General features: G+C 55.8%; 12 protein-coding genes. 10 read left to right on the forward strand and 2 right to left on the reverse strand.

The window, feature by feature from the left end:
* Positions 1-488 precede the first annotated feature (488 nt).
* Positions 489-1,694, reverse strand: coding sequence for an FAD-dependent oxidoreductase (locus tag ACMHLI_RS06620; protein ID WP_413528756.1), 1,206 nt, complete (start codon positions 1,692-1,694; stop codon positions 489-491).
* Between the two features lie 312 nt (positions 1,695-2,006).
* Between ACMHLI_RS06620 and ACMHLI_RS06625 the strand changes: the two genes are divergently transcribed.
* Genes ACMHLI_RS06625 through ACMHLI_RS06650 form a run of 6 tightly spaced genes read left to right on the forward strand, consistent with a single transcriptional unit; the run spans position 2,007 to position 8,175 of the window.
* Positions 2,007-2,720, forward strand: coding sequence for a FadR/GntR family transcriptional regulator (locus tag ACMHLI_RS06625; RefSeq protein WP_112167632.1), 714 nt, complete (start codon positions 2,007-2,009; stop codon positions 2,718-2,720).
* Entirely contained in the window at positions 2,707-3,885 is a 1,179-nt protein-coding gene (locus ACMHLI_RS06630; RefSeq protein ID WP_413528757.1) for an aminotransferase class I/II-fold pyridoxal phosphate-dependent enzyme, read from the forward strand. Before ACMHLI_RS06625 ends, ACMHLI_RS06630 begins: the two co-directional genes overlap by 14 nt.
* A gap of 60 nt (positions 3,886-3,945) precedes the next feature.
* On the forward strand, positions 3,946-5,226 hold the full coding sequence (locus tag ACMHLI_RS06635) for an ABC transporter substrate-binding protein (RefSeq protein WP_413528758.1): 1,281 nt from the start codon (positions 3,946-3,948) through the stop codon (positions 5,224-5,226).
* Positions 5,227-5,286: 60 nt separating this feature from the next.
* Entirely contained in the window at positions 5,287-6,210 is a 924-nt protein-coding gene (locus ACMHLI_RS06640; RefSeq protein WP_413528759.1) for a carbohydrate ABC transporter permease, read from the forward strand.
* Positions 6,211-6,221: 11 nt separating this feature from the next.
* The gene (locus tag ACMHLI_RS06645; protein WP_413528760.1) at positions 6,222-7,064 is read left to right on the forward strand and encodes a carbohydrate ABC transporter permease; all 843 of its coding nucleotides are present in this window, start codon (positions 6,222-6,224) and stop codon (positions 7,062-7,064) included.
* 4 nt (positions 7,065-7,068) lie between these two features.
* Positions 7,069-8,175: an ABC transporter ATP-binding protein gene (locus ACMHLI_RS06650; protein WP_413528761.1), complete on the forward strand. Its 1,107-nt coding sequence runs from the start codon at positions 7,069-7,071 to the stop codon at positions 8,173-8,175.
* Between the two features lie 674 nt (positions 8,176-8,849).
* Here ACMHLI_RS06650 and ACMHLI_RS06655 read toward each other — a convergent pair.
* A complete protein-coding gene (locus ACMHLI_RS06655) occupies positions 8,850-10,100 on the reverse strand; it encodes an MFS transporter (protein WP_413529015.1) in 1,251 nt (416 codons plus the stop codon).
* A 195-nt stretch (positions 10,101-10,295) separates the two neighbouring features.
* Here ACMHLI_RS06655 and ACMHLI_RS06660 point away from each other — a divergent pair, with 195 nt between their 5' ends.
* The 4 genes from ACMHLI_RS06660 (at position 10,296) to ACMHLI_RS06675 (ending at position 15,087) form a co-directional block, all read left to right on the forward strand.
* Positions 10,296-11,201 (forward strand): LysR family transcriptional regulator, encoded by a 906-nt coding sequence (locus ACMHLI_RS06660; protein WP_413528762.1) that lies wholly within the window; start codon positions 10,296-10,298, stop codon positions 11,199-11,201.
* Between the two features lie 164 nt (positions 11,202-11,365).
* The gene (locus tag ACMHLI_RS06665; RefSeq protein ID WP_413528763.1) at positions 11,366-12,589 is read left to right on the forward strand and encodes an ROK family transcriptional regulator; all 1,224 of its coding nucleotides are present in this window, start codon (positions 11,366-11,368) and stop codon (positions 12,587-12,589) included.
* A 194-nt stretch (positions 12,590-12,783) separates the two neighbouring features.
* Positions 12,784-13,470, forward strand: coding sequence for a dethiobiotin synthase (bioD, locus tag ACMHLI_RS06670; RefSeq protein WP_413528764.1), 687 nt, complete (start codon positions 12,784-12,786; stop codon positions 13,468-13,470).
* 120 nt (positions 13,471-13,590) lie between these two features.
* Entirely contained in the window at positions 13,591-15,087 is a 1,497-nt protein-coding gene (locus ACMHLI_RS06675; protein WP_413528765.1) for an MDR family MFS transporter, read from the forward strand.

The raw sequence follows: 15,087 nt of genomic DNA on the forward strand, positions 1-15,087 counted from the left end.
CCGGCTATGTTTCAGAAACTCCCGCTATTGCCGCAAAATCCCGCCGCTGCGCGGTTCCCTCCGGTCGGGTTACAACCCGCGAAAAAGACGCGCGGTTTTCCACCTCTCCCTACGGCGTGATTTTTGAAAGCGGCCAGAAGCTTTTAGGTCACAACTTCACCGGCTCGGATCATTTCAAAAAACCAAATACGTTTTTGTTTTTTAAAAAATGGTGAGATGGCGCGATCAAAAAATCCTGCCGAACGGAGCGGCCTGAAGACCTGGGGCTTCAGGACCGAGAGAGGGCACCGCGAAGTGGCAGGGTTTTGCGCCAAACGCGGGAGCCACAGAACACGGCCATCGTTCTGGCGACTGCGCGTGTTCTAAAGAGCCCGGGGGTCTTGGGGGGTGGCGGCGATATGCCGCCCCCAAGTCGGTGTGGGCAGACGCCCACGGTGTTGACCTTGAAGTTGTTTTAAAAGCCACATTTCAGCGGCCTCTGCACAATCTCAAAGCTTCGGGATTTCCCGATAAAACCCAACGCCTATCAGCCTCCCAAACAAGAACGGGATAAATTTCCGCCCGCGCAGCCACGCCTCCATCCGGGATGGGGGTTTGGTTCTTTTCTTCTGTCCGGCACGACTGATCATAATCTGCAACGATTGTGTCGCCCACGTCGGAAACGTCCGGCGGCGCTGGATGCGTTGCAGATGCCGCAACGTCAGCGTCCCGGATATCAGCGGCTGCGTAATAATATTGGCTGTCGCCACCGCGTCCTGAATCGCCAGATTTACACCCACGCCGCCAATCGGTGACATCGCATGCGCCGCATCGCCGATGCACAGCAGGCCAGGCTTTGCCCATTCTTTCAGGCGGTCAATGCGGATCACCAGCAGGCGCACGTCGTCCCAGCTGGCGATATCTTCCTGCAAACGCCCGCGATCGAAGGGCGAGACTTCGGCCAGCAAATCGAGAAATGGCGGAATGCCCTGCGCCCTGAGGGCGTCGAGGCTGTCCTTCGCGATCGAGTAGCCGCACTGCCAGTAATCGCCACGGTCGATCATGATGAAATTTTTCTTCGGCCCGCGATGCCCCATCGACCATTCAGGGTCGTCCGGGCGCTTGTTGATTTTCAGCCACAGCACGTCGCGCGGTGCGCCGAAGCGGCGGATTTCCATACCAGCTTTTTCACGTACAACCGAATTACGCCCGTCGCAGCCGACCACCAGATCTGCATGAAAAGGCTGTTGTTCGCCATCGACTTCAGCCAGCACACCGGTGACCTTGCCGTGGTCTTCCTGCAAGGACAGGACCTGTGCGTTGTGGATCAGACGGAAATTGGGCAGCACGGCGGCTTTACCGGCAATGAAGTTCAGAAAATCCCACTGCGGCATAAACGCAATGAATTTGCACTGCGTCGGCAGATGGCTGAAATCCGCCAGCGTGGTTTCCTTGCCGTTGATTTCGCCGTAGAGCTTTTCGGCGCGCTGGTGCGGCAATTTAAGAAATTCATCGAGAAAGCCGAGCTGCCAGATAATGTCCAGCGTCGAAGGGTGAATGGTGTCGCCGCGAAAATCACGCAGGAAATCCCGATGTTTTTCCAGCACCGTCACGTCAATACCCTTACGCGCCAGCAAATAGCCCAGCATTAAACCGGCCGGGCCGCCGCCCACAATGCAACATGACGCTGCGGCTGACTCAGTATTCGATGACATAACAACCTGCCTGACAAAATGAATTCACATGATAACAATTATCATTTGCGCCGATGCGCGTCAATCGACCTGACCTCTCATTTCCATTGGCGGATTGCGCCATGCCGGAACAACGCCTGCACGTTTCCTGTCCACTTCACCTGCAAATTGCACCACGGCGATCTTTTCCTTTGCGTCCGTTTTGAATGAAAAATAAACATTAGGCTATTAAATCATGCGGTTGAATTCTGTGCGTAAAACTGGCAGACAAATTGCAAAGTGGTCCACAGGTTGAGTTGTTGGGCCAATTTTGGCAGATGCGCGGAGACACAGATGCACGGTGAACTGAATTTATTGCACCCGATCGCGCCACAGCAGAGTGACACGCTGGTGCTTGATGCGCTGACCCGTTATGTGGCGCAGTCCGGCACCCGCGTGGGGGAGAAGTTACCGCCTGAGCGCGTGCTGGCCGAAGGGCTGGCGGTTAGCCGCAACACGGTGCGTGAGGCGCTGAAACGCTGGGAAGCGCTGGGGATTATCCTGCGTAAAAAGGGCAGCGGGACGTTCCTGCAATCGGAAGTCACTGCCAACGACAGCTTTCTGTCGCTTCGCTTCAAAAATGATTCCGCCACCATGCTGCACGCGCTGGAAGTGCGCCGGATCATCGAATGCGAAGCCTCGGCGCTGGCGGCGGTGCGCGCCACGGAGAGCGATTTGCTGTTCATCGAACACAAGCTGGATGTGATGGAAAAAGTCCACCTGAGCGTCGGTTCTGCCGGGGCAGAGGACTGGCAGTTTCACGCCGCAATCTACACCGCCGCGCATAATCCGCTGCTGTTACAGATGGTTGGCGGTATCTACGACCTGCTGCACGCCTTTTTCGAATCGCCGCCTGAACAGGCGTTATTCAGCGACTCATTCCCGCTGCACCGCACCCTATTTGAAGCCATCGCGCGTCGCGAACCTGAAACCGCGCGCAGGCTGAGCAACGACATTCTGAACATAACTGAACGCGACATGAAGGAAGTGATCAATGCAGCAAGATGATAAAAGCCAGCACGATGAGTTGTCGGAAAGTACCCGTTTAGTTCACGACGCACGCCACGATCGCGGTGCGATTTCGCCGCCGATTTACCAGTCGTCACTTTTCAGCTTCACCGATTATGACAGCATGATTGCCCGTTTTCGTGGCGACAGCGACCACGCACTCTATTCCCGCGTCGATAACCCGACGGTAGTGGAATTGCAGAAAAAGGTGGCGCAGCTGGAAGGCGGCGAAGCCTGTCTGGCGTTTGGCAGCGGGATGGCGGCAATCAGTAACGCTATTCTCAGCGTAGCCGGTCCCGGCGACAAAGTGGTGTGCGTCAATCACGTTTACCCGGATACCTACCGCTTCCTGCGCGGGTTCTGCACCCGTTTTCAGATTGAATCTCAGTTCGTCGACGGCAGTTCGCTGGCCGTTCTGGAAGAAGCATTGCAGGGCGCGAAGCTGCTGTATCTCGAAAGCCCGAACAGCTGGGTGATGGGCGAACAGAACCTGCGGGCGATTGCGGAATTAGCAAAAAAATACGGCGTGGTGACGATGATCGACAACAGCTGGGCATCGCCGATTTTCCAGAAACCGCTGGCGGCGGGCATCGATCTGGTGATCCACTCCGCGTCCAAATACATCAGCGGACACAGCGACGTGGTGGCCGGACTGGTCATCTCCAGCGCTGAACGCATCAGTGCCATCAGCCGTCATATCAGCCCGTTTCTGGGGGGCAAACTTTCTGCTAATGAAGCCTGGTTGCTGCTGCGCGGCCTGCGCACGTTGCCGCTGCGGATGCGTCAGCATCATGAAAGCGCACTCCAGCTGGCGCACCGCCTGCAAGGTTATTCGCGCATCACGAAAGTCAATCATCCCGGTTTAGATCCGCTGCCCACGTCAACCCTGACCGGTTACAGCGGCCTGTTTTCATTCGAGCTTGGCGACGGCATCGACATTCCTGCTTTCTGCAACGCGCTGAAGTTATTCCGCATGGGCGTCAGCTGGGGCGGTTTCGAAAGCCTGGTGATGCCGGCGGTCTCCGTGCTGAATCAGGCGGGTGAATTCAATTCGGCAATTGATTTCGGCGTATCGCCACGGGTGATCCGCATTTCCATCGGCCTGGAAGATACCGAGGATTTGTGGCGCGACCTAAAAAACGCCATCGAAAGCGCCTGTTTCTGAAGATTTTTCTCAAAGACTGTTCCTGTGATCCGACCTTTAGCTCCGTGGAGAATCAAGATTATGCGACACCCGAAACGTCATCTGCTCAGCCTGCTGGCTTTCAGCGTCAGCCTGTGTTCCAGCGCCAGCTTTGCCGCGACCAAACTGACGCTGGTGGAAGTGATCACCAGCCCGGCGCGTACCGAAATGCTGCAAAAAATGCTCACCGCCTACAAAGCGCAACACCCGGGGGTTGAGATTGAAGTGGTGTCGCTGCCGTGGGGGCAGGCGTTTGAAAAACTGGGCACCATGATCCAGAGCGGACAATACCCGGACGTGGTGGAAATGCCGGACACCTGGCAGGGGCTTTACGCCAGTAACGGCATGCTGGCGGATCTTGAACCGCGTCTGAAAAGCTGGAACGGCACGCCAGACTTAACCGACAAAACGCTGACCATGGCGCGCTCTTCCGGCGGCACGGCGACGATGGTTCCTTATGGTTTCTACCTGCGGGCGATGTTCTGGAACAAGAAACTCTTCGGGCAGGCGGGACTAACCGAACCGCCGAAAACGATGGAGGAATTTATGGCCGATGCGAAGAAAATCAGCGCGCTCGGCAACGGCATCAGCGGCTACTGTATGCGCGGCGGCGTGGGTGGCACCAACGCCTGGATGATGTTTATGGCGGCGATGAACGGTTCGCCGGAGTTCTTCGATAAAGAGGGTAACAGCACCCTGACACAACCGGGCGCCATTAAAGGTGCGCAGTTCCTGGTGGATATGTATCAGAAAGGTTATGCACCGAAAGACAGCGTCAACTGGGGCTTCAATGAAATCGTCTCCAGCTTCTACTCCGGCAAGTGCGCAATGCTCGATCAGGATCCCGATGCCTTGATTGCCATCAAAAACAGCATGAATCCGGATGACTTCTCAGTCGCGCCGATGCCGCTCGGACCGAACGGCAAAGCTTATCCGACCATCGGTTACACCGGTTGGTCGATGTTCAAACAAAGCAAAAATCAGGATCAAAGCTGGGACCTGATCTCGTTTCTCAGTAACAAAGAAAACAACCTGACGTGGTCGAAATTTGTTGGCACGTTGCCGATTTATAAGGGCGCGGAGCAGGACGCCTATTACCACGCGCCGCAGTTTGCTGGCTGGTTTGCCGAGCTGAATAGCCCGGATTACATCCCGCTGACCATGCCGACGCACCTCAAAGGCTGGGGCTATTTCAACTCGGTCATCGTTAAAGACAGTTCGCAGGAAACGCTGCTCGGGCAGAACGACACCGAAAGCATGGTGAAAGACTGGGCGAAGTACCTGACGAAAGAACAGAAAGCGTGGCTGGCCGCGCAGAAGTAAGGTTCAACGGCTCCGGCAACTGCTGCCGGAGCGCAAATTCCCCTTTGTTGGAGACGCGTCATGATGTTGGAAGTTTCACCACCAGACACCGCTGCCGCGCCGCGCTTTCCCCGTTTGCGGGCGCTGCTGGAACCCTGGGTTTACCTCAGCCCGACGCTGGTGCTGATCGCGCTGTTTATTTTTGTCCCGATGGCGATCGGCATTTCCTATGCATTCCAGAACATTCAGCTGCTTAACCCTTCCGACACCGGCTGGGTCGGTTTGGATAATTTTCGCACCATGTTTGACGACCGGCATTTCTACGCTGCGCTGCGTCACACCTTCAACTGGACACTGACGTCCTTAGTCCTGCAATTCGCGCTCGGTCTCGGGCTGGCGTTGCTGCTTAACCGCGAATTTGCCGGACGCGGCTGGGTACAGGCGCTGGTTTTTCTGCCGTGGGCAGTTCCGGCGTTTCTCTCCGGCCTGACCTGGGCGTGGTTGCTCAACCCGGTGATCGGCGTGCTGCCGTACTGGCTGACCGATCTGCACATTATTTCCGAGCCGTACAACATTCTGTCCGATCCGCAACTGGCGCTGTACGGGCCGGTGGTGGCCAACGTCTGGTTCGGCATTCCGTTCTTTGCGATAACTTTGCTGGCGGCGTTGCAGTCGATCCCGAAAGATTTATACGAAGCGGCGGCGATGGACGGAGCGTCCGGCTGGCAGCAGTTTTGCAAAGTGACGCTGCCGTTTCTGGCACCGATGATTGCCATCACGGTGATGCTGCGCACCATCTGGATCGCCAATTTCGCTGACCTGATTGTGGTGATGACCGACGGTGGTCCGGCGAATTCGACATCCATTCTCTCAAGTTTCATTTTCACTACCACCTACCGCAAACTCGACTTTGGCTATGCCTCGGCGATGGCGGTTTTCCTGCTGGTGCTGATGACGCTTTACGCGCTGGTTCTTCTGCGCATCCGCCATCAGTTACTGAAATAAAGGAGCGCCATATGAATGCATTGTCATTAGGACTCTGGCTGCGCAAAGGCGGCCACCGGCTGGGGATCCTGTGTTATCTGATTTTCTCGCTGTTTCCGATTTACTGGCTGATCAAAATTTCGATCACCCCGGACAAACTGCTCTACAGCGAAGGCGTGAAGATGTGGCCGGGGGAGATGACGCTGGTGCATTTTCAGCGCGTGTTTACCGAAAGCCAGTTTCCGCTGTATTTCTTCAACAGCCTGATTGTTTCATTCGGCACGGCGTTTCTGACCACGGTGATTGCCGCCGGTGCGGGCTTTGCTTTTTCCCGCTTCAGCTTTAAAGGCAAAACGGTGATGGCCGCGCTGTTGCTGTTCACCCAGATGTTCCCGCTGGTGATGATCCTCGCGCCGATTTACAAAGTAATGGCACCGCTCGGGCTGACCAACAGTCTGCTGGGATTAATTCTCATCTACACCGCTTTTAACGTGCCTTTCGCGACCTTTCTGATGCAGTCATTTTTCGACAGCATTCCTAAAGATCTCGAAGAGTCAGCAATGCTGGAAGGGTGCAGCCGTTTTATGGCGCTGCGTAAAGTCATCATCCCGCTGACCTTGCCGGGCATGGCCGCCACGCTGGGATTTGTGTTTACCGCGGCGTGGAGCGAACTGTTGTTCTCGCTGATGTTAATCAACAAAAATGACGTGATGACCTTCCCGGTGGGGTTGCTGAGTTTTGTGTCGAAGTTTGCGGTTTCCTGGGGCGACATGATGGCGGCGGCAGTGCTGGCGCTGATCCCTGCTTGTCTGTTCTTTGCGTTCATTCAGCGCTACCTGGTTCAGGGGCTGACTGCCGGTGCGGTAAAAGGATAATTTTATGGCTCAGATTACGATTTCCGATCTCCAAAAACGTTACGACAATGTCGAAGTGCTGCGGCACATTAACCTGACGATCAAAGACGGTGAGTTCGTGGTGCTGGTCGGCCCGTCCGGCTGCGGCAAATCCACTTTACTGCGCACCATCGCCGGGCTGGAACTGGCGACGGCGGGGGACATCCACATCGGCACGCGGCTGATGAATCAGGTTGCGCCGAAAGACCGGGATATCTCGATGGTGTTCCAGAGCTACGCGCTCTATCCGCACATGACAGTGGCACGCAACATGGGGTTCAGCCTGGAAGTGCAAAAGCGCCCGAAAGCAGAAATCGACGCCGCCGTGAATAAAGCTGCCGACATTCTCGGCCTGACCGCGTTATTGCATCGCCGCCCGAAAGAGCTTTCCGGCGGGCAGCGCCAGCGCGTGGCGATGGGCAGGGCGATTGTGCGCGAACCGCAGGTGTTCCTGTTCGACGAACCGCTCTCCAATCTCGACGCCCAGCTGCGCGGCCAGATGCGCATTGAAATTAAAAGTCTGCATCAAAGAATGCGCAACACCATTGTTTACGTGACCCACGATCAGGTCGAAGCCATGACGCTTGCCGATCGTATCGTGGTACTCAATCACGGCCTGATCCAACAGGTCGGCACGCCGCTGGAGCTTTACGACACGCCCGCTAATAAATTCGTCGCCAGTTTTATCGGTTCACCTTCGATGAACTTTATCGACGGCACGATAGAGATGGGCGATTCCGCCCCGCAGCTGCGCATCACTCCCACCCTGACGCTACCGGTGGACCCGGCCATTACCGGCCTGCAAAGCGATGCAAAAGTCATTTACGGCGTTCGTCCCGAGGCGATTGTGCTCTGCTCCGGGGACGCGCCGGGCGCGCTGCCTCTGGATGTGACCCTCATTGAACCGACCGGTCTGAGCGAGCTTATTCACGGGACGCTGGGCGGCGAAAAGCTGAGTGTTTACAGCATGGTGAGATCGGGAGCCGCGCCGGGGGACAGAGTGTGGATAACAATTGATACCGCAAGGGTGCAGGTGTTTGACGGAGGGAGTCAGAGGCGGCTGGCGAAACAAGGGGAAAATTTGGTGCCATGACCGGGCACCGGGCGGTTCAAACCATTCGGGAATGGTGACATTTTTAAAACAATGATCGAGGATATTTCGGTTTCTGACGCTCAGCGATCCCATAGCGCACTGCGTCGAAACCGCCCAAAGAGGACCAGGACGGGCCCTCTTTGGAATCTCCGCGTCTTTTTAAAACACGCGCTACCGCTGGAACGATGGACGTGTTCTTTGACTCCCGCGTGTGGCGCAAAACCCTGCCGCTGCGCGGTTCCTTCTCTCGGTCTTCGAGCCTACGGTCTCGAAGCCGCTCCGTTCAGCAGGATTTTTTGATCGCGCCATCTCGCCATTTTTAGAAACAAATCCAAGACATCTGAACTGCGCGTTTGGTTTTTAAAATGATCCTGAGCCGGTGAGGCTGTGCCCTAAAAAGCTCTGGCCGCTTTCAAAAATCACGCCGAAGGGAGAGGTGGAAAACCGCGCGCCTTTTTGCGCAGGTTGTAACCCGACCGGAGGGTACCGCGCCGCGGCGGGATTTTGCGGCAATAGCGGTGGTGGCTGAAACATAGCCCGTCTGCATGGCACGTGTTTTAAAGAGCCGCGGATTCTTAAGGGGGCGGCGATAAGCCCCCTTAAGGCCAGTGTGGGTGGCAACCCACGGTTTTGACATTGACGTTGATTTTAAACAGCAGCCCGGCCAATAAAAATTACGCCGGTTTAGCCTCCGCCAGCCTCATCAACCTGACCCCTACGCCTACACCTGCCACCAGCATCACACTAATAAACACCGTGATCCCATTCCACCCGTACGCATGCCAGAAGAATCCGCCCAGCGTACCCGCCACACTCGAACCCGCGTAATAACAGAACAGATACAGTGAGGAGGCTTGTCCTTTCGCACGGCGTGCGCGCCTGCCGATCCAGCCGCTGGCGACGGAATGGGCGGCGAAGAAGCCGCCGGTGACCAGGATCATCCCAATGAAAATCAACCAGACCGGCGAAAAGGCAGTGAGCAGAATACCGGCCAGCATGATGGCGATTGCACCGATTAGCACCGGGCCCCGGCCATAAACGCCGGTCAGCACGCCCGCTTTCGGCGAACTGTAGGTGCCCATCAGGTACACCACTGACAAAATCCCGACGATGGCCTGACTCATATTGTACGGCGTCCCGAGCAGGCGATAGCCGATGTAATTAAACATCGTCACGAAGCTGCCCATCAGCAGAAAACCTTCCACGAACAGCAAAGGCAGCCCGCTGTCGCGCCAGTGCAGTTTAAAGTTGATGAGCAGTTTGCGTGGTTTCAGCGAGCTGGCGCGAAAGTGTTTGGAGGCCGGGAGGATGCGCCAGAACATGATGGCCGCCGCCAGCGCGAAGAGGCCGACTACCGCAATCGCGATGCGCCATGAGAAGAAATCGGTCAGCACGCCGCTGACCAGTCGCCCGCTCATGCCGCCGATAGAGTTGCCGCTGATGTATAACCCCATCGAGAAAGCCACCACGCTCGGGTGAATTTCTTCGCTCAGATAGGTCATCGCCACCGCTGCTACGCCGCTGAGCGAAAGGCCAATCAGGGCACGCATGACGAGAATGCCATCCCAGCTTTGCATAAAGGAACATACCAGCGTACAACCTGCCGCGAGCAGCAACGCTACCACCATCACCGATTTACGCCCGACGGCATCCGAAACCGGCCCGGTAAACAACAGGCCGATGGCCATCAGCCCGGTGGATAACGACAGCGAAAGGCTGCTGGTCGCCGGTGACACGCCGAAATCATGAGATAACACTGGCAGGATCGGCTGCACGCAATAAAGCAATGCAAACGTCGCCAGCCCGGCAGAGAACAGGGCGAGTGTCACCCGGATAAACTGTGGAGTACCACGTTTGATAAAGGGCGATTTTGGAGTAGTGCGGGCGACGGAGGTGTCAGGATTAAGTTCGTCGTCATTGACCAGACTGTTATCGAAGGGAGATCCGGATGGTGCAGCGGGCTTCCGCTGAGTGGTTTTCACTGTCAATCCTTAGCGAGGGTGATAATAAAAAATATTTGAAAATGTATGAAAATTTTAACCCTGAGATTTATATTGTCTAATATATTAATTTCGCTAAAACGATATGTTTAAAGTATCAATTGGAGCCAACACCGCGCGATGAGCCATATAGAACTGCGTCACCTGCGTTATTTTATCGCCGTCGCTGACGAGCTGCATTTCGGGCGGGCAGCCGAGCGGCTGCACATCTCCCAGCCGCCGTTGAGCCAGCAGATTCAGGCGCTGGAGGCCCACGTCGGTGCGGCGCTGTTTTACCGCAGTAACCGGACGGTGCGGCTGACGCAGGCGGGCGTGGCGTTTGTGCATGAAGCGCGGCAGATTTTGCAGCGGGTGGAAGAAGCATCAGAGCAGGCAGCGCGGATCCATCGCGGTGAGTCCGGCAATCTGACGCTCGGGCTAACCTCTTCGGCACCGTTTTTACACCGGGTTTCCCGCACTCTGCATCGTTTCCGCTTAACTTATCCCGACGTGAATATTCGCATTGAACAGCTCAACAGCAAGCAGCAGATCGACCCGCTGCTGGAAGGCAAACTGGATCTGGGGATTATGCGCAACGGCGATCTGCCGCCGCAGCTGGCGCATCAGCGGATATGGTCGGAGCCGCTGATTGCCGTGGTGCATAAAGACAATCCGCTCAATGATTTGCCCGCCGGTGAACTGACGTTCCAGCATCTGGCCGATCAGCCTTTCGTATTTTTTTCCAAAGATGTCGGCACCTCACTGTACGACGATATTCTCGACCAGCTGAGAGCGCAGGGGATCACGCCCTATATCACGCAGGAAGTGGGTGAGCCGCTGACCATTATCGGGCTGGTCGCCGCCGGACTGGGCGTGTCGATTTTACCGGCGTCCTATCTGCGCATTCAGGTCGACGGCGTGAAATATTTACGCTTCGGGGATATGCAAGGCACCACAGAACTCTGGCTGGTGAATCACGCCGAACGGCCAATGACGGCGGCGACCAAGGCCTTTACAGATCTGATGATGAAAGAGGACGGTGTTTGACATAAGACAAAAGCTGCTGAATTTCCAGTCAATTCCGAACGTGTTTTCGCGCAATGTGTGCACTAAATCACATAACGAATCAAATAGTTGACGGCATATGGCAAAAACCCCACCATAGCCTCTAATCTTTATTTTGAAGCGCGAAAATAACAGGAGTTCCCTGAGTGATCCCCGATGGGCAGCCCGGCCATATTGATCAAATCAAACAAACTAACGTCGGTGCTGTGTATCGCCTGATAGATCAGTTTGGTCCTATTTCGCGCATTGAGCTTTCCAAAAAAGCCCAGCTGGCACCTGCCAGTATTACCAAAATTGTCCGTGAACTGATTCAGGCGCACCTGGTACTGGAAACGGAATTTCAGGATCCCGGCAGCCGCGGGCGTCCGGCAATCGGTTTAGCCCTCGACACGCAAGCCTGGCACTACCTTTCTGCCCGCATCAGCCTCGGCTCTATCACGCTGGGGTTACGCGATCTGAGCAGCAAACTGGTGGTGGAAGAAGTGTTGCCGCTGCCGGAACAGGCTCCGCAGTCGCTGATGCAGCGCATCATATTTGAAATCGATCAGTTCTTTATCCGCCATCAGCGCAAACTCGAACGCCTGACCGCCATCGCCATTACCCTGCCGGGCATGATCGACGCGCGGCGCGGCATCGTTCACCGCATGCCGTTTTATCACGATGTGTTCGATATGCCGCTCGGCGATACTCTTTGCGCACATACGGGGTTGCCGGTGTACGTGCAGCATGACATCAGCGCGTGGACGCTGGCGGAAGCCTTGTACGGCGCATCGCGCGGCTGCAAAAACGTGGTGCAGATTGTTATCGATCACAACGTTGGCGCAGGTGTTATTACCAGCGGACGCGTTCTGCACGCGGGCAGCAGCAGCGTGGTTGAAATCGGCCATACGCAGGTCGATCCTTATGGCAAACGCTGTTATTGCGGCAATCATGGCTGTCTGGAGACCGTCGCCAGTACCGACAGCATTCTCGAACTGGTGCGTCAGCGTCTGACCGCTTCAGCCCCCGCAAGTTTATTGCACGGGGTAACGCTGACCATCGAAGCGGTGTGTGATGCGGCAAACCGTGGCGATCAGCTGGCACGCGACGTCATCGTCGGCGTGGGGCAGAGCGTCGGGCGGATGTTGGCGATCATGGTCAATCTGTTCAATCCTGAAAAAGTGCTGATCGGCTCACCGCTTAATTTATCGCAGGATATTCTTCATCCGGCAATAATGTCTTGTATTCAACAGCAATCCCTTCCCGCATATAGTGAAAATATCAAACTCGAATCCACGCAATTTTATAATCAGGGAACGATGCCTGGCGCGGCATTAGTTAAAGACGCGCTGTACAGCGGATCATTGCTGATAAAACTCTTACAAGGCTAAGTTTTTTATAACGTTAAAGACTGATTTAAAATAAATCCGAATAAGCTTTCTCGCGCTGGTAAACAAAACATTGCGCTAACGCAAACTGCTCGCATCTCGCATCGCCTAGACTTTCCGTCGTTACTTTGTCTCTGGCGGTGTTTTCCCGGAGACTATCTTTCAATAAGACGGAGAGATCCCGGAGCCTGAATTCCATGTTAACGCACTTTTTCGTCACGGGTACGGACGCCCGTGTAGGTAAAACCATTGTCACACGTGCCCTGCTTCAGGCTTTAGCCGCGCAGGATCGCTGCGTTCTTGGCTATAAACCTATCGCTACTGGCAGCCAGGAGTTGGCCGACGGGGTTCGAAATAAAGATGCGGTAACTCTTCAGCAGTCATCTTCTATTGCTTATCCTTTTAAGAAAATAACGCCACTGGCATTAACGGATGAAGATATTTATGCCAGTGAAATACCGAAAAACGTGTTTGAAATAATGACAGACGGCCTCAATTTTATGCGTGAAGAGGCAGATTCGGTAGTGGTTGAAGGATGCGACGGCTGGAGAACCTTGATTACTCCACATCTTTTATATTCCGACTGGGTACGCCAGCAAAATATGCCGGTCGTGCTGGTTGTCGGTATTCAGGAAGGCTGTGTCAGTCACGCGTTATTAACCGCGCAGGCCATTATTGCTGACGGATTACCGTTGTTAGGCTGGGTGGCAAACCGAATTAATCCATGCCTTGCTCATTATCAGGAGACTATCGAAGCGCTTACCGCGAATATTTCCGCGCCTCTGCTCGGTGAAATTCCGTATCTGCCACGGGCAGAAAGCCGCGATATGGCGAAGTTTATCGATCTCTCCAGTTTTAATCTGAAAACGCTGACCAGCGCCTGATTGGCCGCGTCGCTACGTTCCACAACGGTTAAACGGTTCTGGCTTCCTCGCCCGGAGCCGTTTTTTTTGTCTATAATTCAGGATTAGCTTTAATGCATCAATCTGAAGAAAAAAGAGAACATGGCCGTTACGCACTCATCTGAACACTCACCCGTCGTTAAAAATGCTCACCGTCCGCTGATCCTCATCGCCTGCATGTTGTCGATGTTTATGGCCGCCGTGGAAGTGACGATTGTCGCGACCGCGATGCCGACCATCATTGGCGATCTCGGCGGTTTCTCGCTGCTGGGCTGGGTATTTGCGGTCTATCTGCTGACCCAGGCGATCACCGTGCCCGTGTATGGCAGGCTGGCGGATTTGTACGGTTGCCGGAAGATGTTTTTCATCGGCACCACGCTGTTTTTGATTGGCTCGGTGCTGTGTGGTTTTGCGCCTTCGCTCGGCTGGATGATCGGTTTTCGCGCCTTGCAGGGGCTGGGTGCCGGGGCAATCACGCCGATTGCCACCACGCTAATCGCCAACGTTTACGGCCCGCAGGAACGCGCCAAAGCGCAAGGTTATCTGTCAAGCGTGTGGGGCGTTTCGGCGATCGTCGGCCCGCTGATGGGCGCGTTTATCGTTTCGCATTTTCACTGGGCGGTGGTGTTCTGGGTCAACGTGCCCATCGGGCTGGTGGCGATGGGCATTCTGATCAAATACCTGCCGCCGGACGGCCAGCGTAAACAACATCAGCTGGATCTGGCGGGAACCGGGTATCTGACGCTTTCAGTTGCCGCATTGCTGCTGGCGCTGTTACAGGCCGAAGTGCTCGGCTACTGGGCGCTGGGGCTGATTGCGCTGGCGGTGTGCAGCGCGCTGTTGCTTATCCGGCAGGAGCGCAAAACGCCGGAGCCGCTGTTCCCGCTGGAGCTGTGGCAAAGCAAGGTGATTATCGCCGGGAACATCGGCGGCCTGATTATCGGTGCGACCATGATGGGGATCAGCGCATTTTTGCCGACGTACGTGCAGGGCGTACTCGGCGGCACGCCGCTGGAGGCGGGCACTACGCTGGCGCTGATGTCCATCGGCTGGCCGCTGGCGAGTATGCTCAGCAGCCGTCTGATGCAGGCGACGTCTTACCGCGCTACGGCGGTGATTGGCGGGATTTTGCTGGTCGGCGGCAGTCTGGCGTTACTGCTGCTTTCACCAACCTCGGGCCTGTGGATTGCGCGCCTGGCGGCGTTTTCGATTGGTGCGGGGATGGGGCTGTGTAACACCACGTTTATCGTCTCCGTGCAAAACAGCGTCGGCCCTGCTATCCGTGGAATAGCCACGGCTTCCACGCTGTTTACGCGGATGCTGGGTTCCGCCATCGGCACTGCGCTGCTTGGTGCGACGCTCAATCTCAATCTGCAATACCGTTTGCCGGAGATTGCCGATCCGGTGCAAAAGTTGATGGAGAAAGCCACCCGCAGCGCGATGGGCTCTGACCAGCTCAGCGCGCTGACCGACAGCGTGGCGGCCTCGCTGCACTGGGTATTTGTGGTGTCGGCGGTGATTTCCGTGCTGGCGGTCGCTGCCGGTTTATTGATCCCGGCGGGTGACCGCCCGCACGCAGCACCTCAGCGCGAAAGTTAA

The sequence above is a fragment of the Rahnella inusitata genome (assembly GCF_965118895.1).
GTDB lineage: Bacteria > Pseudomonadota > Gammaproteobacteria > Enterobacterales > Enterobacteriaceae > Rahnella > Rahnella inusitata_A.

What these genes read in the sequence shown, in the direction of transcription:
- ACMHLI_RS06620 (WP_413528756.1), bottom strand. Translation starts at nt 1,694, where the DNA reads ATGTCATCGAATACTGAGTCAGCCGCAGCGTCATGTTGCATTGTGGGC.
- ACMHLI_RS06625 (WP_112167632.1), top strand. Translation starts at nt 2,007, where the DNA reads ATGCACGGTGAACTGAATTTATTGCACCCGATCGCGCCACAGCAGAGT.
- ACMHLI_RS06630 (WP_413528757.1), top strand. Translation starts at nt 2,707, where the DNA reads ATGCAGCAAGATGATAAAAGCCAGCACGATGAGTTGTCGGAAAGTACC.
- ACMHLI_RS06635 (WP_413528758.1), top strand. Translation starts at nt 3,946, where the DNA reads ATGCGACACCCGAAACGTCATCTGCTCAGCCTGCTGGCTTTCAGCGTC.
- ACMHLI_RS06640 (WP_413528759.1), top strand. Translation starts at nt 5,287, where the DNA reads ATGATGTTGGAAGTTTCACCACCAGACACCGCTGCCGCGCCGCGCTTT.
- ACMHLI_RS06645 (WP_413528760.1), top strand. Translation starts at nt 6,222, where the DNA reads ATGAATGCATTGTCATTAGGACTCTGGCTGCGCAAAGGCGGCCACCGG.
- ACMHLI_RS06650 (WP_413528761.1), top strand. Translation starts at nt 7,069, where the DNA reads ATGGCTCAGATTACGATTTCCGATCTCCAAAAACGTTACGACAATGTC.
- ACMHLI_RS06660 (WP_413528762.1), top strand. Translation starts at nt 10,296, where the DNA reads ATGAGCCATATAGAACTGCGTCACCTGCGTTATTTTATCGCCGTCGCT.
- bioD (WP_413528764.1), top strand. Translation starts at nt 12,784, where the DNA reads ATGTTAACGCACTTTTTCGTCACGGGTACGGACGCCCGTGTAGGTAAA.
- ACMHLI_RS06675 (WP_413528765.1), top strand. Translation starts at nt 13,591, where the DNA reads ATGGCCGTTACGCACTCATCTGAACACTCACCCGTCGTTAAAAATGCT.